The organism is Methanoculleus sp. (assembly GCF_030019085.1).
Lineage (GTDB): Archaea > Halobacteriota > Methanomicrobia > Methanomicrobiales > Methanoculleaceae > Methanoculleus.
The window spans coordinates 110,116-126,996 of the sequence record NZ_JASEFJ010000002.1; the positions used below are offsets into that span (position 1 = coordinate 110,116).

The 16,881-nt window shown below is 58.7% G+C and carries 23 protein-coding genes; 21 read left to right on the top strand and 2 right to left on the bottom strand.

What is annotated here, in order from left to right:
• Positions 1-6: 6 nt before the first annotated feature.
• The 21 genes from purN (at position 7) to QMC91_RS01825 (ending at position 12,399) form a co-directional block, all read left to right on the top strand.
• Positions 7-636, top strand: a complete 630-nt coding sequence (gene purN / locus QMC91_RS01725; RefSeq protein WP_300234457.1) for a phosphoribosylglycinamide formyltransferase — start codon at positions 7-9, stop codon at positions 634-636.
• A 67-nt stretch (positions 637-703) separates the two neighbouring features.
• A complete protein-coding gene (locus tag QMC91_RS01730) occupies positions 704-1,021 on the top strand; it encodes a ribonuclease P protein component 4 (protein ID WP_300234460.1) in 318 nt (105 codons plus the stop codon).
• Positions 1,018-1,278, top strand: coding sequence for a YhbY family RNA-binding protein (locus QMC91_RS01735; RefSeq protein ID WP_300234463.1), 261 nt, complete (start codon positions 1,018-1,020; stop codon positions 1,276-1,278). Before QMC91_RS01730 ends, QMC91_RS01735 begins: the two co-directional genes overlap by 4 nt.
• Positions 1,279-1,329: 51 nt before the next feature.
• Positions 1,330-1,779 carry a 30S ribosomal protein S19e gene (locus tag QMC91_RS01740; protein ID WP_300234466.1) on the top strand — a complete coding sequence of 150 codons (450 nt, stop codon included), beginning with the start codon at positions 1,330-1,332 and terminating at the stop codon, positions 1,777-1,779.
• An 18-nt stretch (positions 1,780-1,797) separates the two neighbouring features.
• Positions 1,798-2,136, top strand: a complete 339-nt coding sequence (locus QMC91_RS01745; protein WP_300234468.1) for a DNA-binding protein — start codon at positions 1,798-1,800, stop codon at positions 2,134-2,136.
• A 2-nt stretch (positions 2,137-2,138) separates the two neighbouring features.
• Entirely contained in the window at positions 2,139-2,729 is a 591-nt protein-coding gene (locus QMC91_RS01750; protein WP_300234469.1) for an alpha hydrolase, read from the top strand.
• Between the two features lie 21 nt (positions 2,730-2,750).
• Complete coding sequence (locus QMC91_RS01755) at positions 2,751-2,903, top strand: 50S ribosomal protein L39e (protein ID WP_300234471.1); 153 nt, start codon at positions 2,751-2,753, stop codon at positions 2,901-2,903.
• 5 nt (positions 2,904-2,908) lie between these two features.
• Positions 2,909-3,172: a 50S ribosomal protein L31e gene (locus QMC91_RS01760; RefSeq protein WP_300234474.1), complete on the top strand. Its 264-nt coding sequence runs from the start codon at positions 2,909-2,911 to the stop codon at positions 3,170-3,172.
• Between the two features lies 1 nt (position 3,173).
• Positions 3,174-3,836, top strand: coding sequence for a translation initiation factor IF-6 (locus tag QMC91_RS01765; RefSeq protein WP_300234477.1), 663 nt, complete (start codon positions 3,174-3,176; stop codon positions 3,834-3,836).
• Between the two features lie 6 nt (positions 3,837-3,842).
• Positions 3,843-4,034 carry a 50S ribosomal protein L18Ae gene (gene rpl18a / locus QMC91_RS01770; protein ID WP_300234479.1) on the top strand — a complete coding sequence of 64 codons (192 nt, stop codon included), beginning with the start codon at positions 3,843-3,845 and terminating at the stop codon, positions 4,032-4,034.
• On the top strand, positions 4,024-4,482 hold the full coding sequence (gene pfdA, locus QMC91_RS01775) for a prefoldin subunit alpha (RefSeq protein ID WP_300234481.1): 459 nt from the start codon (positions 4,024-4,026) through the stop codon (positions 4,480-4,482). Before rpl18a ends, pfdA begins: the two co-directional genes overlap by 11 nt.
• A 2-nt stretch (positions 4,483-4,484) precedes the next feature.
• Positions 4,485-5,546 (top strand): signal recognition particle-docking protein FtsY, encoded by a 1,062-nt coding sequence (gene ftsY / locus QMC91_RS01780; protein ID WP_300234483.1) that lies wholly within the window; start codon positions 4,485-4,487, stop codon positions 5,544-5,546.
• Positions 5,546-6,877, top strand: coding sequence for a signal recognition particle protein Srp54 (locus tag QMC91_RS01785; protein ID WP_300234485.1), 1,332 nt, complete (start codon positions 5,546-5,548; stop codon positions 6,875-6,877). Before ftsY ends, QMC91_RS01785 begins: the two co-directional genes overlap by 1 nt.
• On the top strand, positions 6,874-7,452 hold the full coding sequence (trmY, locus tag QMC91_RS01790) for a tRNA (pseudouridine(54)-N(1))-methyltransferase TrmY (protein ID WP_300234488.1): 579 nt from the start codon (positions 6,874-6,876) through the stop codon (positions 7,450-7,452). Before QMC91_RS01785 ends, trmY begins: the two co-directional genes overlap by 4 nt.
• Entirely contained in the window at positions 7,443-8,681 is a 1,239-nt protein-coding gene (locus QMC91_RS01795) for a tRNA pseudouridine(54/55) synthase Pus10 (protein WP_300234491.1), read from the top strand. Before trmY ends, QMC91_RS01795 begins: the two co-directional genes overlap by 10 nt.
• Before the next feature lie 2 nt (positions 8,682-8,683).
• Positions 8,684-8,977: a 50S ribosomal protein L21e gene (locus QMC91_RS01800; protein WP_300234494.1), complete on the top strand. Its 294-nt coding sequence runs from the start codon at positions 8,684-8,686 to the stop codon at positions 8,975-8,977.
• Between the two features lie 26 nt (positions 8,978-9,003).
• Positions 9,004-9,354, top strand: coding sequence for an RNA polymerase Rpb4 family protein (locus tag QMC91_RS01805; RefSeq protein WP_300234497.1), 351 nt, complete (start codon positions 9,004-9,006; stop codon positions 9,352-9,354).
• Between the two features lie 24 nt (positions 9,355-9,378).
• The gene (locus QMC91_RS01810; RefSeq protein WP_300234500.1) at positions 9,379-9,945 is read left to right on the top strand and encodes a DUF655 domain-containing protein; all 567 of its coding nucleotides are present in this window, start codon (positions 9,379-9,381) and stop codon (positions 9,943-9,945) included.
• Positions 9,942-10,715, top strand: coding sequence for a 16S rRNA (adenine(1518)-N(6)/adenine(1519)-N(6))-dimethyltransferase RsmA (rsmA, locus tag QMC91_RS01815; RefSeq protein WP_300234503.1), 774 nt, complete (start codon positions 9,942-9,944; stop codon positions 10,713-10,715). Before QMC91_RS01810 ends, rsmA begins: the two co-directional genes overlap by 4 nt.
• A gap of 2 nt (positions 10,716-10,717) precedes the next feature.
• Positions 10,718-11,287, top strand: a complete 570-nt coding sequence (locus tag QMC91_RS01820; protein ID WP_300234505.1) for a HemK2/MTQ2 family protein methyltransferase — start codon at positions 10,718-10,720, stop codon at positions 11,285-11,287.
• Positions 11,288-11,523: 236 nt separating this feature from the next.
• Positions 11,524-12,399 (top strand): S16 family serine protease, encoded by an 876-nt coding sequence (locus tag QMC91_RS01825; protein WP_300234508.1) that lies wholly within the window; start codon positions 11,524-11,526, stop codon positions 12,397-12,399.
• 10 nt (positions 12,400-12,409) lie between these two features.
• Here the strand turns inward: QMC91_RS01825 and mutL are convergent, their stop codons facing one another.
• The gene (mutL, locus tag QMC91_RS01830) at positions 12,410-14,161 is read right to left on the bottom strand and encodes a DNA mismatch repair endonuclease MutL (RefSeq protein WP_300234510.1); all 1,752 of its coding nucleotides are present in this window, start codon (positions 14,159-14,161) and stop codon (positions 12,410-12,412) included.
• Positions 14,158-16,779 (bottom strand): DNA mismatch repair protein MutS, encoded by a 2,622-nt coding sequence (gene mutS / locus QMC91_RS01835; protein ID WP_300234513.1) that lies wholly within the window; start codon positions 16,777-16,779, stop codon positions 14,158-14,160. The genes mutL and mutS overlap by 4 nt, the downstream gene beginning before the upstream one ends.
• Positions 16,780-16,881 lie beyond the last annotated feature (102 nt).

The following is a 16,881-nucleotide window of genomic DNA, read 5'->3' on the forward strand; positions in this document are numbered from 1 at the left end:
TACCACATGGAGCAAGTGATACCTCTTCGAAAGAAGCGCATTGCCTTCCTTGCCTCCGGCAGGGGATCGAATTTCCAGGCGGTGATCGACGCCATCGCGTCCGGCGAGATCCCGGGGATTGGTGTCGGGCTGATCACCGATAACCCCCGTGCCTATGCGATCGAGCGAGCGGAACACGGCGGTATACCTGTTAGGGTCATAGACTACGCAGACTTCGCCTCAAAAGCCGCATACGAAGAGGCTCTTCTTGCTGCGATGCGGGATTTCCAGGCTGACCTCTTCGTACTTGCTGGATATATGCGAATACTGGGGTCAGATATAGTTCGCGAGTTCTCTGGCAGGATGATTAACATCCACCCCGCCCTGCTGCCGGCGTTCCCCGGGCTGCACGCGCAGAGGCAGGCGATCGAGTACGGGGTGAAGGTTGCGGGCTGCACCGTTCACCTGGTGGACGATGGAACGGATACCGGTCCCATCGTCATCCAGCGATGCGTCCCTGTTCTTGAGGATGATGACGAGACAGCACTGGCCGAACGGATACTTGCTGAAGAGCACAGGGCACTCCCCCTTGCTGTCAAACTTTTCTGCGAGGATCGCCTGATCGTTGAGGGGCGACGCGTCCGGATCCGGCCATAGGCCGGCATCAATTTATATATGGCCTCACACCTCTAATTCAAGATCCACCGCCGGAACTGATCGCACCATGGTAGACACGACACGAAAATCGGGTTCCCGCAGGCTTGCCCGGGAGAGGATTGACATTCTCTTTGAGCGGGCCGCCGAGTTCTACCCTGAGAACCCGGAGTGGAGCAACCGGTGCGTGGAACTGGCCCGCAAGATAGGTATGCGTCACCGGGTGCGGATCGAACCGTTGCTGAAACGCCGGTTCTGTCGCAGGTGCAACTCATACCTGGTACCTGGTTCAAACGCGAGGGTCCGGATTCACCGGGGTCGGGTGGTCGTCACCTGCCTTAACTGTGGGCATCGCTCGCGATACCCGACAGGGAGGCTGCGGCTATGAGCATGGAGTCTTTTCAGGGTCTAAGACCCACCGTCTGGATCGGGAAACAGGGTGTCACGAGCGTCATGATCGATGAGATCCGGAGGCAGCTCAAGAGCCGGAAGGTCGTCAAGGTGCGATGGCTACGCAATACCGAGGTCGATCCTGTAAAGGTGGCGGACGTTGCCGGTGCGGTTCTGGTCGAGGTTCGAGGTCGGACACTTGTTCTCAAGGAACGACGGGACGGATCTTCAGGGTCGAGTCCTCGAAATATATAAAACATTACCGGACGAATATGTAAAGACTGTTAGCGAGAGTGAGGTTCATCCATGACAACTGTATATGATATCCCTGCCGATATGTTCATCCGGCAGGTGGCAGAAGAACTCAAGAAAAATCAGCAGATCCAGCCCCCAGATTGGGCCGCATTTGCAAAGACGGGGGTACACAAGCAGATGCCGCCAGAGAATGAAGATTGGTGGTATGTACGGGCGGCGTCGGTTCTCCGTCGCGTCTACACCGACGGTCCGGTCGGGACACAGAGGATGCGCTCAGCCTACGGTGGCAAACGTGACCGTGGGTCGTCCCCATATCAGTTCCGGAGGGGAAGCGGTTCGATTGTGCGAAAGATCTTTCAGCAGCTCGAGGCAGCCGGTTACGTCACCCGGTCAAGTGAGGGGCGTACGATCACCCCGGCGGGCAGATCGTTCCTCGATAATGTCGCTCATAGCCTGAAGAGAGAGGCTGCTGAGGTTGCACCGCAACTTGCAAACTACTGATCGAAGGAGGCTTGGTTGATGGTTGATGACGAACTCGCGGAACTCCGTCGCCGGAGACTGGAGCAGATGCAGCGGCAGGCGATGGAGCAACAGGCTGTGGAGGAGGAGCTGGCACGACAACAGCAGATGGCTGCACAGATCCGAACTGTTTTGATGGAGATCCTCGAGCCTGAAGCGAGGGAGAGGCTAAATACCATCAAGTTGACACGGCCGGATTTTGCAAAAGCTGTTGAACAGCAGCTGGTTATGCTGGCCCAGAGCGGGCGGATCCGGCAACGGATCACCGATGAACAGCTAAAAACCATACTGGTCCAGCTGACGCCATCAAAGAAAGATTTCAGGATAATGCGGAAATAAAAATGGAAGTGGGGTTGCTCTTTTCGGGAGGAAAAGATAGCGCGCTGGCGGCAATCATGCTTTCACGCGACTATGAGGTAGAACTGAATACCTGTGTCTTCGATGCTGACCGGGAGGTCCCGGAGGTGCGTGCCGCTGCGGCCGCGCTTGGCCTTCCTTTCCGTAAAAGGGTGCTCGGACTCGATCTGCTTGATAAGGCTGTAGACCTTCTACTGGCCTGTGGTTACCCTAATGATGCGATCGATATGGTTCACCGGACGGCGGTAGAGATGCTGGCCGGAGACTACGCGGTGGTCGCTGACGGTATCCGGAGGGAAGACCGTGTTCCAGGTCTCGACCGCTCTGAGGTCCAGCGTCTGGAGATGACCACCGGTTGTTCTTACGTAAGACCGCTCCTTGGGTACGGTAAGTTCGAGGTGGAACGTCTTGCAGAAAAGTTTCTTCTGGTCCGCTACGGAGAGACGGGCAGCATCGGGAACGGCGACTATGAGCAGGAGATCCGGGGCGCAATCCGTGCACGCGGTATCGACCCGGCACCTTTCTTCCCTCCTCATCACCTCCAGTCTCTGGTTGTTGGCACGAGAGAGGCTTGAATATCATCGAGAGTGAGAATCATGAGTAAGTTGACAAAGGGCCGGAAGATCCGGCTGGCAAAGGCATGCGAGCAGAACCGCCGTGTGCCCGCATGGGTTATGATCAGAACCAACCGTAAGGTTACGTCGCACCCGAAGCGGCGGAACTGGAGACGGAGCAGTCTGAAGGTGTAGGAACTATGGTAGAGACACTGAAGGAGCATATCTATGTCATCCCTCTCCGGGACGTTAAGCGTGCACCCCGGCGGAAGCGGTGCAACACCGCTATCAGGGATATCAGAGCTTTCCTGGTGCGGAACATGAAGAGCGAGGATGTCAAACTCGATCGTAGCATTAACGAGAAGGTCTGGGAGAGGGGGAGCGAGAAGCCTCCGCGAAAGATCCGCGTCCGCGCGATGAAGTTCGAGGACGGGCAGGTCCAGGCCGAGCTCGCCGAGGAGTGAGATGACCGGAACGATCGATCTCGCCGGGGATCCGAATATAGGCGTCTTCGCCCGCGTATTTGAGGATATAGCGATCGTCCACCCAGTTGCACCAGCGGCGTTCACAACGGCGCTCGAGCGTGAGCTGGATGTTGAGATCGTGAAGACCTCAATCCAGGAGAGTAGCATCATCGGTTCACTCGTTTCGGGGAACAGTCGTGGACTGGTCGTCAGTGGCCTTGCCGCCGACGAGGAACTCGCTGTCCTGAGCGACTACCGGGATATCTTCCTGCTCGAAGGCTCGATGAATGCGGCGGGCAACGTAATTCTCGCGAATGATTACGTTGCCGCAGTTCATCCCGGGATGCCGGTCGATCTTGCCGAAGAGATCGGGTCGTTCCTCTCCGTGCCGGTGATCCGGCTCTCACTTGGAAGCATCAAGACCGTTGGTATGGCCGGCTTTGCTACTAACAGGGGTATCCTTGTTCACCCGAGGGCCAACGAGATGGAGATCGAAAGTCTTGAACGGGTGGTCGATCTCCCGATCGGTCTCGGGTCGGTAAACATGGGAAGCGGTCTTGTTGGCACAGGGTTGCTTGCAAACAGCAAGGGTTATCTCGCTGGATCCGCCACTACCGGTTTTGAGCTGGGTAGAATAGAGGAAGTTCTTGGGTTTTTGGAGTGATATTTCATGGAGAACCAGTATTTTGAGATTGTAGGTGCGTGCAGGATCGATAAAGAGTGGAAACCGTTTCGCAAAGTGGTCACAGCAGCGAACGAGAACCTGGCTAAAGAGAGGGTTTTCACTGATATTGGGAGCAAACATCGCCTGAAGAGAAATTATATCACGATCGAATCGGTTAAAGTAGTAGATGGTGAGTGATGTGGACCAGGTAGACCCTCGCGAGATACAGACCCTTCAGGTGTACTTAAACGAGTACGCCCAGCAGATCGAGATCCTTACGCAGCAACTCTCGATGATCGAGCAACAGCGGATTGAGGCTGCTGCCGCCATCGAGACCCTTCTTGCGGTCCGGGAGAATGCAGAGGCCACAGTCCTTCTCCCTATTGGCGGCGGCGCTCTTCTGCGGGTGAAAGTTCTTGACACCGGGCATGCAATCGTGAACCTCGGGGCAGATGTATCCGTTGAGTGGTCTACAGAGGACGCAGTGAAGTATCTCGAAGGCCGGATAACCGAACTTGAGGCGCTGGAGAAGAAGGTCGCAGGTTCGCTTGAGCAGTTGCAGGCACGGGCCACGGAGGTATCCCGGCGACTTGAGGCGGCGTACGGGGCGGCCCGGCAGGCTCAGGCAGGCCGTGGCGGAAGTTGATAATGTTTGACTCTTTAAAGAAGAAACTTCAGAATATCCGGACTAAATTTGCCTCGAATATCGAGGAGGCTGCGGAGGTGGAGGTTGAGCCCCAGCAAACCTCCGGGACGGCGGAGGCTGCACCCCCTCTTGCCAGGCCAGAACCGCCTGCAGCGCTAGAAGAACGGGAGAGACCTACTCTCATAAACAGGGTAAAGGTCTTCGTCAGGGAGCGGGAGATCCTTATCCGGGAGAAGGATATTGAGGAACCGCTTGCCGAACTCGAGATGGTTCTCCTGGAGAACGATGTTGCCCTCCCGGTCACGGACGAGATCATCTCCCGGATGCGGGCAGATCTGGTTGGCCGGCACCGGGGGCTCGGCGCCTCTGTGGACGATCTGGTTGTATCTACCCTGCGCTCGGCCCTCTGTGGTGTGCTTGGCGAGGGTCTCGATCTCCTGCGTTACGTTCAGGAGCACGAACGCCCGGTGAAGATCCTCTTTACCGGTGTGAACGGTACAGGAAAGACCACAACAGTCGCGAAGGTCGGCCACTACCTGCAGAAGAACGGGTTCTCGGTTGTGATCGGTGCCGGGGATACCTTCCGGGCGGGTGCGATCGAGCAGATCGTTACCCATGCTGACCGTCTCGGCATCCGGGTTGTCCACCATCAGCCCGGTGCCGATCCATCCGCTGTTCTCTTTGACGCCGTTCAGTACGCGAAGGCACATAACATCGATGTTGTCCTGGCTGATACAGCCGGCCGGTTCCACAACCGGGCAAACCTGATGAACCAGCTGGAGAAGATCCGGCGGGTGATGAAACCGGATCTCGTCGTCTACGTCGATGAGGCGGTGGCCGGGAACGATGCGGTAATCCGGGCCGATGAGTTCAACAGGACCGTCGGCACCGATGCGGTCGTTCTGACCAAGGCGGATATGGACCCGCGTGGGGGCGCGGCGATATCGATCGCACACACCGTTGGAAAACCGATCCTCTTCCTCGGGACGGGGCAGGGTTATGACGACATCATGCCGTTTGAGCCCCGGGCGATGGTTGATGAACTGCTGGGTGGTGGGGACTGATGCTGGATACCCTGGGTAACTCATTGAAGGACGCCGTCAAGAAACTCTCCGGAAAGACCGTGATCGACCGGGCGGCTGTCGATGAACTGGTACGCGATCTCCAGCGGGCCCTCCTCTCTGCCGATGTCAACGTCAGGCTGGTGATGCAACTTTCCCAGTCGATCAAGAAACGTGCGCTTGAGGAAGAACCCCCGAAAGGAATGGGTGTCCGCGTGCACGTTCTCCGGATCGTCTACCAGGAACTTGTCCGGCTTATGGGCAGAACGGGTGAGGTCTCGCTTGAGCCCCAGACGATCCTGATGGCAGGGCTGCAGGGGAGCGGGAAGACAACAACGACGGCGAAACTTGCCAGATACTTCCAGCGCAAAGGGTTGCGGGTTGCGGTGATCTGCGCCGATACGTTCCGGCCCGGCGCCTACGATCAGCTAAAGACTCTCTGTGATCGGATCAGCGTTCCCTGCTTTGGTGACCCTGCAGAGTCGGACGCTCTTGCGATAGTCCGTGAAGGTCTCCCAAGGTTCCGCAAACAGTATGAGGTGATCATCATCGATACCCAGGGCCGGCACGCCCTGGAGGAGAACCTGATCCAGGAGATCATCCAGATTAATGAGATCGCGCATCCTGACCATCGGTGGCTCGTGATCGATGCGGCGCTAGGGCAGCAGGCAAGCGAGCAGGCCCGCAGGTTTCACGATGCGATCGGGATAGATGGCGTCATCGTCACCAAGATGGACGGTACCGCCAAGGGTGGCGGTGCCCTCTCGGCGGTCGCCGAGACCCGGAGCGGGATCGTCTTTATCGGGAGTGGCGAGACTATCGAGGATCTCGAGAGGTTCGACCCGGATGGTTTTATCTCGCGGTTGCTCGGGATGGGCGACCTCAAGGCGCTTGTTGAACGCGCCGAAGAGGCGGTCTCGACCGATGAGATCGATGTAAACGCTATGCTCAAGGGGAAGTTCACGCTCCGGGATATGTACAAGCAGCTCGAGGCGTTGAACAGGATGGGGCCCCTGAGGCAGATCATGAGCATGCTCCCGCTGGGAGGCATGCAGATCCCGGACGAAGCCTACGATATCACCAGCACCAAGATGCAGCGTTATCGGGTGATCATGGACTCGATGACCCCCTCAGAGCTCGATGACCCCTCGATAATCGGGAGTGCACGCGTCCAGCGGATCGCCCGTGGCGCCGGGGTGACACCAGAGGATGTCCGGGAGCTCATAAAATACTACAAGATAATGCAACGCGCTTTAAAGGGTATGCGTGGCATGGATGGCGGCAAGTTCAACATGCAGCGCATGATGAAGAAGTTCGGCGGACCCGGTAGATGAAACGGTTCGCTATCGTGGGCCACGTTGCCGAAACGAGCGGTAACTTCAGCCTGAACGATCTACCTGGAAGCGGGGGGAGGATGGATCTCCTCTGCCGTTGCGTCAGTTCCTCGTTATTCCTCTCCCATGACCTGCGGCGGGATGTGGAGTGTTACCTCATCCTCTGCGGCGGAGCTGGTCCGGAGAAGACCATCCTCTTTCGTGGGAGCGAGGTACGCCGACTCTCTCCAGACGAACGGAGCAGTGCCGCTCTTATCAAGAAGGCTCTCTCGATCCCCTGCGGAGATGAGTTCCGGGAGTCGACCCCGGGGGTCTATATCCGCCGCGGTGGACTTGCACGTTTGCTTGCAGAGATCCCGTTTGCGGTGCTCGACGAGGCCGGGGAGGATGTAAGGAAGGTTCCTGAACTCCCGGAGAACTACCTGCTCTCAGACCACCAGAACTTTACGCTGGAGGAGGAAGAGGCCGTTGCCGGGGCCGACCGCTACTCTGTCGGACCGCGCTCGCTGCATGCCGATCATGCCATTACTGTCCTTTTAAATGAGATTGACCGGAGGGAGTCAGGTTGGGTATAATCGAAGAGGTAGAATCAATCCTTGAATATGGCGAGATCTGCGACCACTGTCTCGGACGGTTTTACGGGAAGAGGTCGTTTGGGTTGACCAACGATGAGCGAGGGAGAGCGCTCCGGATCACCTGCGAGGTTTCAGCAAACAGGCCACACCAGGAACCTGATCCGGTCGCCTGCTGGGTCTGTGGCGGTGAACTCTCAAGGATTGATGATTGGGCAGAGAAGGTTGTCGGGGCTTTGTCGGGTATAGAGTTTGAGACCTTCCTTATCGGGACGAGGGTGCCGCCGCTTGTTGCGGAGAGCGAAGAGATGGTCTGGAGCGATCTTGGTCTTCACGACCCCGAACCGCTTAAAGCCGAGATGAACAGGGAGGTTGGAAAGGCTGTATCGGCGCTCATAGGGAAGGACGCTGACCTTAAGAACCCCGACGTGGTTGCAATTCTCGATCTCGGCGAAGGTGCGGTTGAGGTGCAGGTCAACCCGGTCTTTTTCGCCGGGCGGTACCTGAAATACGAGCGCGGGATCCCGCAGACCCACTGGGATTGCCGGGCTTGCCGTGGAGCTGGGTGCGAACGGTGCAACTACACCGGGAAACAGTATCCTGACTCCGTTGAGGAACTGATAGGCCGACCGGCGATCGAGGTATTTGAGGCTAAGAACGCGATCCTGCACGGTGCCGGTCGCGAGGATATCGATGCCAGGATGCTTGGGTCGGGCCGGCCATTTGTGATGGAGATAGAGGCGCCCCGGAAGCGGTCGATGGATCTCGCGGTGCTTGAGGAGAAGATAAACAGGGATGCTGCCGGTCGTGTGGCGGTCCAGATCGAGGGATGGGCAGATCGGAAGATGGTGCAAAGCATTAAATCCGACAAAGGGCATAAAAAATACAGGATCCTGGTCGAGATCGACGGTTCTGTAACACCAGACGAGTTCAGGGCAGCCCTCGATCAGTTAAAAGGTGCAACGATTCGGCAGCGCACCCCGACAAGGGTGTCACACCGGCGGGCGGATAAAGTTCGGGAGCGGCGGGTCATCGATATCGGGTGTACGGGTAGTGTTGATGGCAGATACTGGGTAGAAGTCGTCGGCGAAGCGGGACTCTACATCAAAGAACTGGTATCGGGTGACAGCGGCAGAACCAGGCCCAGCCTTGCCCAGATCCTGGGGCGCACCGCACGTGTAGTCAGCCTCGATGTGGTGCAGGTCGAAACAGCAAATGAGTTTGGTGAGTAATCATGGCACATCACAATGGACCACGCAAGAAGACGCGGTATAAGTTCAAGAAAGACCTGAGAAGACGTGGCATCCCTCCTGTAACCTCTGTGATTCAGAACTTTGAGATAGGGCAGAGGGTGCATGTAGTGGTCGAACCGAGCGTCCAGAAGGGGATGCCCCACCGTCGGTTCCACGGGAAGACCGGTACGGTTATCGGGCGGCGTGGGCGTGCATGGGTGCTCGAGGTTAGGGACGGCGATACGATAAAACAGGTTATTGCGAGACCGCAACACCTAAAAGCGCAGAAACTATAACCATCCAGGATAGTGGAGTGATTGGCATGAAGGTAAAACGAGTTGTAAGCGAAGAGCGGATACTGCTCCCCGAGGTGCGGGATATTCTCCTTGCCGTGGAGACAACCCGGTTTGAGTCGGGGGACGAGATGTCCTACGAGCTCCGTAAGAGCATTGAGCATGCCAATCGCTTCTCAAAGACATCTTCCGAGAAAGCCCGTGCCCTTGTTGGCGACCTGATGAAACTCGAGAAGATGAAAGAGGATATTGCCTACCGGATTGCGAACCTGATGCCCCGAACCAGGGATGAACTGCGGGCCATCTACGCCAAAGAACGGTTCAATCTGACGACGGAAGAGCTGGACGAGATTCTCGAAGTGGTAATGACCCACTTCTGACCCCCCTTTCCCGGGGTGAAGCCAATGAGAGCCGAAAAGAAAGAGGTGAACGCAGTAGTTCTGGATGTCCTTCCTTTGGGCCATGTTAGTGGCGACCAGCGTCCGGGCTACAGGCGCGAACCGGTCGTTCAGGCGGTAGGGGTGGACCAGTTCAAACTGCTTGAGCTTGTTCCGAAACCTGGTGCGGACATCCAGATCCACGACCGCGTCTACATCGGGGATGAGGAGCGTGATAAGATCGAGCGTGTCAAGCGGCGGATCGGGTATGAGGACCTGACAGCGACAGCGAAGCTCGAGTTGCCGTTTGTGGTCGAGCAGATTGTCCACGAGAACGAGCAGCGGTTCGTTGACTTCTTCAATAAGTCCGTTCCGATCACACCTAAGTTTCACATGCTGCACCTGCTCCCCGGCATCGGGAAGAAACTTCTGTGGGAGATCCTTGAAGAGCGGGAGAAGAAACCGTTTGAGAGTTTTGATGAGATCTCCAGGCGGATCAGGTCACTTCCTCACCCGGAGAGGATGATAATCAATCGGATCCTGCACGAGATCGAGGATCCTGACGAGAAGTATCACATATTCACATCGAGATGAGCGCTCCCAGGGATCAGCACTTTCTCATCGACCGCAGGGCTGTCGAGAAGATTGCCGGTTTTGCCGATGTCTCCGGTCGGCGGGTGCTAGAGATAGGTCCCGGTGAGGGGATCCTGACTCGAGCACTCATTGAACGGGGTGCGGAGGTTATCGCGGTAGAGATTGATCCTGCTCTGGTGGAAGAACTCGAGGTCACGTTTGCCGACGAGATCGGGGAGGGGCGTCTGGAGATAATCAAGGGTGATGCCAGGAAGGTGGACATCCCGCCGTTTGATATCGTCGTCGCAAACCTCCCATACTCTGTTTCTGCAAAGATTACGTTCCGACTGCTTGAGATCGGGTTTGAGGCGGCTATCCTGATGTATCAGAAAGAGTTCGTCCAGCGTATGATCGCGTCGCCTGGAACCGCTAACGTGGGTCGGTTATCGGTGATGGTGCAGACCTACGCCTCCGTAAAACCACTGCTCGAGCTCTCACCGTCTTCTTTCCGCCCGAAACCGCAGGTTCGCTCGTTGGTTGTCCAGATCATACCGCACGAACCACCGTACCCGATCGCGGATCGGGAAGTATACGCTGACGTTGTGCGGGTGCTGTTCTCTCACCGGCGAAAGACTGTGCGTAAAGGGCTCCAGAGCGGGAGGACGGTGTTTCCTCCGGGCTTGATCGAGGGTGCGATCCAGGATCTCCCCGATGAACTCCTTCAACGGCGGCCACAGGACCTCTCGCTGGAGGAGTTTGCATTGATCGCAAACAGACTTGCGGGGCGCTGAGTATGAACACGGGCGACCAGGTCTACCCACCGGCCGAGGACTCGTTTTTACTCCTTCGGGCGGCGCTCCGGGAGGTCAAGCCGGACGACCGTGTGCTGGAGGTGGGGACGGGTAGTGGCTATATTGCGGCCACCCTCATGAGCAGGGCGGCGATTCTGGTCGGCACCGATATCAACCCGCACGCGGTTGTATCCGCCCGCGCCCGCGGGGTGGAGGTTGTACGGACAGACCTCCTCGCCGGGATTTCAGGGCCGGTTGACCTCATCCTTTTCAACCCACCATACCTCCCGACAACGCCCGGGGAGCGGATGGACGACTGGCTGGAGTACGCCCTCGACGGCGGCCCGACAGGGAGGGCGACGATCGAGCGGTTCGTCGCGGATGCCGGCCGGGTGCTCTCGCCCTTCGGGCGGGTTCTGCTCCTCGTCTCGTCGCTGACCGGGCCTGACGAAGTCCGGGAACTCTTCGCACGCGAGGGGTTCGTCTCGTTCGTCGTCGACGAAGAGGCCCTCGATGACGAGAGGCTCTACGTCTTCCGGGCGACACGTGACCTCTGCCGGATGTGGCTTTGAGCGGTCAGGGTGTTATAGTTTCCGGGCGATTGGAGACCCTCAAATCGGTTCCTTCAGGTTATACCCGGTCAGATGAATCCGCCGGATATGGATCCGGGGGTGGTCGGGTGGTGGAGGACTATACCGTTCTCCTTCCATTCTGCCCCACCTCTTGCGGGTTTGAGGCATGATGGGTTCAATTTATATCGTCTCCGACCGCGCAAGTTACATCTTCTCCAAAGTAATAGAGTAGATCAATGGGTAACAATACGCGCCTGCTGGAAAAGACCCTGGCGGTTTTGCTCGTATTATCGGTTGCTGTAAATATATTACTCCTGGGTGTCATCCTCGCCCCTGGTGGTGACCTCCCTCTCGAAGGGCCGCTGGAGGTCGTTACCCCGTCTGCCACAACTCTCGCACCAGCCTCAACGACGGCCGGGGCCGCAACCATGCAGGTGCCGGTGGTAATCCAGCGCGTTGAGGTCAAACAGGGTGGCCCGTTCCCTTACGAGGTGTTTACAACCGAAGGCGGGATGGTTAACATCTCGGTTGAAGTGGCGCCCGGAAAGGGGCGCGTCCTTGTCCAGACCACACCGTTGATGGGGACGGTCTTTCAGGACGCTGCAAACCATGCGGTCGCTGCTGCTGCCAATCACTCTGGCGTGGATCTATCAGGGACGGATGTCATCTTCAGCATCAGGAGCCCGGAAGAGGTCTCTGAGATCGATGGCCCGAGTGCAGGAGCGGCCATGGCCGCACTTCTCACCTCGGTGCTGGAGGGTTTCCCCCTCAACGAGAGCGTTACGGTGACAGGAACCATTGATGAGAACGGGAGGATCGGCCCGATCGGCGGTGTTCTGGAGAAGGCAGAGGCCGCTTACCGCAGCGGAAAGACACTCTTCCTCCTGCCGGCGGAGAACAATCAGGTGATAGGTTACCGGGAGGAGGTCCGGTTACTTGGCAACCTGAGGATCGTGCGCCAGCTGCCGGTTGTCATGGATGCAAAGACCTACCTCCAGGAGAACCTGGGGATCCAGGTGAGGTATGTGGATACTCTCGATGACCTGCTAACCTACCTCCGTGCACCCGGTGTGGCAGGTGAGGCTTCAAGACCGGTTGTCAGCCCGGTCTGAACTGGCGGACTCATGTCCGCCCGAACATCTTCTCGAGTCTCTTTCTATCGAGCGCCACAACCGTCGGTCTTCCGTGAGGACACGTCCAGGGGGTCTTCGTCCGGGCGAGTTGCGAAATCAGCAGTCGCTGCTGCTCGGGCGTGAGGGGGGTGCCGGCCCTGATCGCGCCCTTGCAGGCGATGATGCAGGTGACCGCCTCCCGGCGGTCGGTGTGGGGGCGTACATCCCCGCTTAGGAGGTCGGCGATCGTTTCCCTGACAGTCCCGGCGGCGTCCTCGACCGCACCGAGGGCGGTGGGAACAGCCCGGATGGCGAAGGTGTCCCGGCCAAACTCATCCACCACAAACCCCTCCCCCCTCAGGAGGGGGATCGCCTCCCGTAGCGCGGCGGACTCTTTCGGGGGTAGGGTTAGGATGACCGGGACGAGCAGTTCCTGCGCGGCGGATTCGGCATCACGCTGCTCAACGACCTGGTCGTAGAGGATCCGTTCGTGGGCGGCGTGCTGATCGATGAGGTAGAGGCTACCGTCGACCCCCTCTGCCACGATGTAGGTTGCAGCCACCTGTCCGATCGGCTCCATTTCAGGGAGGAGGTTCTTCTCACCCTCCCTCTCCGTTCGGCGGAGGCGTTTATCGGCCAGGCCCGGTCTCCGGTGCCCGGCAGAGTAGATCGCGTCGGCCTCCCGCGCCACCTGCATCGGTTGCTTGTTATCCACCACGATCTGCTGCTGTGCCGACTCTTCTGGCGAATCACGGGAGAGATCGTGCCCTGCGAGCGCCCCCCTCACCGCTGCGGTTACCGCTTCCAGGATCTCGTGTTCCCTGGAGAGACGGACCTCTCTTTTGGTCGGGTGGACGTTGACGTCCACAAGCCCTGTATCGATCGCAAGATCCATGAACGCTACCGGGTATCTGTCCTTTGGCAGGAGGTTTCCGTAGCCCTCCCTGACGGCGGCGGCGATCTTGCGGGAGACGATGCATCGTCCGTTGATGGTGACAGAGATCTGAGATGGGTTCCCGCGGTTCTCAGAGGGGCGGGATATGTAACCGCGGATGGTAAGAAACGGGAGTCTCCCTTCAACGGGCAGGAGCGACCTGGCCAGATCGGCACCATAGAGCCCTGCGATGGTTGCAAGCAGTCCGGCGGATCGCTGGGTTGCCATCCGCTCTTTTCCGTTGTGCACCACCCGGAAGGCGATCTCGTCATGCGCCAGCGCCAGACTCTCCACAACGCCGTAGACGTGAGCAAGCTCCGTGTTCCTGCTCTTGAGGAACTTCCGGCGGGCAGGTGTGTTGTAGAAGAGGCGTTCGACGCTGACCGTCGTCCCCTCCGGCGCCCCGACCTCGCCCACCTCCACGACCTCGCCGCCCCTGACCAACACACGGGTGCCACTGAGCGCCCCGCCTCTCCGAGGCCGGGTGATCATGGTCACCTCTGCGACCGCGGCGATACTCGCGAGCGCCTCGCCACGGAACCCCAGTGTCTGGATCCTGGAGAGATCGGTGATATCCCGGATCTTGCTCGTTGCGTGAGGCTGGAACGCAAGGACGGCCTCTTCCGGTGTCATACCCTCCCCGTTGTCAGTCACCTGGATCTTTGTTATCCCGGTCGTATCCGAGGTTATCTCAAGGAGGATAGCCGTCGCGCCGGCGTCGATCGCGTTCTCCAGGAGTTCCTTTGCTACCGATGCCGGCCGCTCCACGACCTCGCCGGCGGCGATCTGGTTCACGGTCTCGGGGTCGAGGAGATGGATCTCTGTCATCGGTCTTCATCCTCGCCGTTTGCAAGCTTCTGGAGACGACATAGGGTGTTCAACGCCTCTATCGGCGTCATCTCGTTCAGGTTCAAATCTCTGAGTTCTTTGACCGCTGGATTCTCCTCCACAACACCTTCGCCTGGATCGATCAGGAGCATCTGGGTGTAGAGGGGGGCCCGCGGACCGTCGGTTAGTTGCCGTGTCGATGCCTCTTTCATGAGTTGTCTTGCCCGGTCGGTAACCTTCTTCGGGACACCTGCGAGCTGGGCGACGTGGACACCATAACTCCTGTCTGTCGCTCCCGGGATGATCTTACGGAGGAAGACAACATCTGTCCCGGTATCCTTCACCGCGAAATGGAAGTTCTTCACCCGCGCAAGCGACCCCTCAAGGTCGATCAGATCGTGGAAATGAGTTGCAAAGAGCGTTCGCGGGCCCACAACTGCTCTCCCGTGCAGGAATTCCACCACCGCCCTTGCGATGGCAGAACCGTCCAGCGTGCTTGTTCCCCGCCCGATCTCGTCCAGAATGACGAGGCTCTGCGGCGTTATGTTGTTGAGGATGTTTGCGAGTTCCAGCATCTCGACCATGAACGTGGACTGCCCGGATGCCAGGTCGTCAAACGCCCCCACCCTTGTGAAAACCCGGTCGACAACCCCGATGGTTGCATGCCGCGCCGGGACGAAACTCCCCATCTGGGCCATGATGCAGCAGAGCGCCACCGCCCGCATGTAGGTGGACTTGCCTGACATGTTTGCTCCTGTGATGATCATGATCTGGGTACCGGCGCTGTCAAGTTCGGTGTCGTTAGGGACAAACGGAGCCTGGAGGTTCCGCTCTACCACAGGATGCCGGCCGTCGCGGATGATGATCCGTCCGCTCTCCTCGATCCTGGGCCTGGTGTAGTTGTAGCGTGCGGCAACCTCGGCGAGCGCCGAATAAACGTCGAGCAACCCTAAAGCCCGGGCGGTCGCCTGCAGCCCTGGAACCTCTGCTGCAAGTGTTCTGATGAGTTCGGCGTAGACCTCCGCTTCAAGTGCCGAGAGTCGGTCCTCCGCGGTCGCGATCATCGCCTCCTTCTCCCGGAGTTCGGGGGTGGTGTAGCGCTCGCCGTTCGCCGTTGTCTGCCGGCGTTCATACTCCGGTGGAACCAGGTGCAGGTTGGGTTTTGTCACCTCGATGTAGTAGCCGAAGACGCGGTTGTAGCCGACTTTGAGCGACCTGATACCTGTCCTCTCCCGTTCCTGCTGCTGGAACTCAGCGATCCAGTCCTTCCCGGTCGTTGCCAGGTGCCGGAGGTCGTCGAGTTTCGCGTTAAAACCCTCGCGGATCATGCTGCCCGATCTGGCGAGTGCCGGGGGGTCGTCGACTATCGCCCGGCCAATCAGGTCTACAAGAGATGCGTGGTCGCCCATCATCCCCAGAGCATCGCGAATAAGGGGCGGCGCGTCGGCGTCAAAGAGTGCCTTTATGTCCGGGATCGTTTCGAGCGACTCCCTGAGCGTTGCGAGATCCCTGGGACCGACATTTCCATAGGCGATCCTCCCGGCGATCCGCTCTATATCGGCAACATCGTTGAGAGCTGCACGAAGTGCCTGCCGCTCAATGGTGTGGTCAAAGAACCATTCCACCGCATCGAGTCGTGCCTCGATGGCGTCCTTCCGTAGCAGCGGTGCGATCAGAAATGACCTCATCGTCCGGCTTCCCATCGGCGTCTCGGTGAGATCGAGTGTGGAGAGGAGGGTGTTTGCATCTTTCCCTCCACGGATAGGAGTTGTGATCTCGAGGTTCCGGAGGGTGATCGCATCGAGCAGCATCTTCTCAGAGGGCACCCGGGTCGATAACCCGGAGATGTGAGGGAGTGGTGACTGCTGGGTCTCCTGGGCGTAGCGGAGCGCCGCCCCTGCCGCAGCGATGGCTCCCGTCATCTGCGCACACCCGTAGCCGTCGAGGGTCGTCGTCCCGAACTGGTTGCAGAGATGTTCGTATGCGACTGTGGGGTCGAAGGCATCGTCGCGGTAACGGCTCACTGTCACCCCGAGGGCCTCCAGTCTGGTGGGGAGGGGGCCTCCAAGCCTCTCGGGGACGATAGCCTCCGTCGGGCGGTAACGCACGACCTCCGAGATGATATCGGCGTAATCACGTTCCCCGCTGCCAGATGATACAAAGAACTCACCTGTAGAGACATCCAGGAAAGCGAGACCGAATGAGTCAGCCCGATCGGGGGCGACCGCCATCAGGTAGTGGGCGCCGGCCGAACCAAGCATCGAGGAGTCGATCAGCGTCCCCGGCGTGATCACACGGGTGACCTCCCGTTTCACGATCCCTTTAGCGGTCTTTGGGTCCTCCACCTGGTCGCATATGACCACCTTGTAGCCCTTGCTCACCAGACGTGCGATGTAGCCGTCGGCGGCGTGGTTGGGGACGCCCGCAAGCGGCATCCGGTCGCCGTTCCGGTCCCTGCCGCGGGCTGTAAGGGTGATGTCGAGTTCACGGGATACCACGCTGGCATCGTCCCCGAAGGTCTCATAGAAATCTCCCATCCGGAAAAAGATGATGGCATCAGGGTAACGTGCCTTCACCGCGTAGTACTGCCGCATTGCCGGGGTCGGTCCGTCGGTCATTGCTCCAATTTAAAGGTACCGCGCGGAGCAACATAAGATTACTGCCGTGTAAAATCGGCCAAAATGGGCCTGGATTTAACTGCACCATCCCTCCCGGTTCCG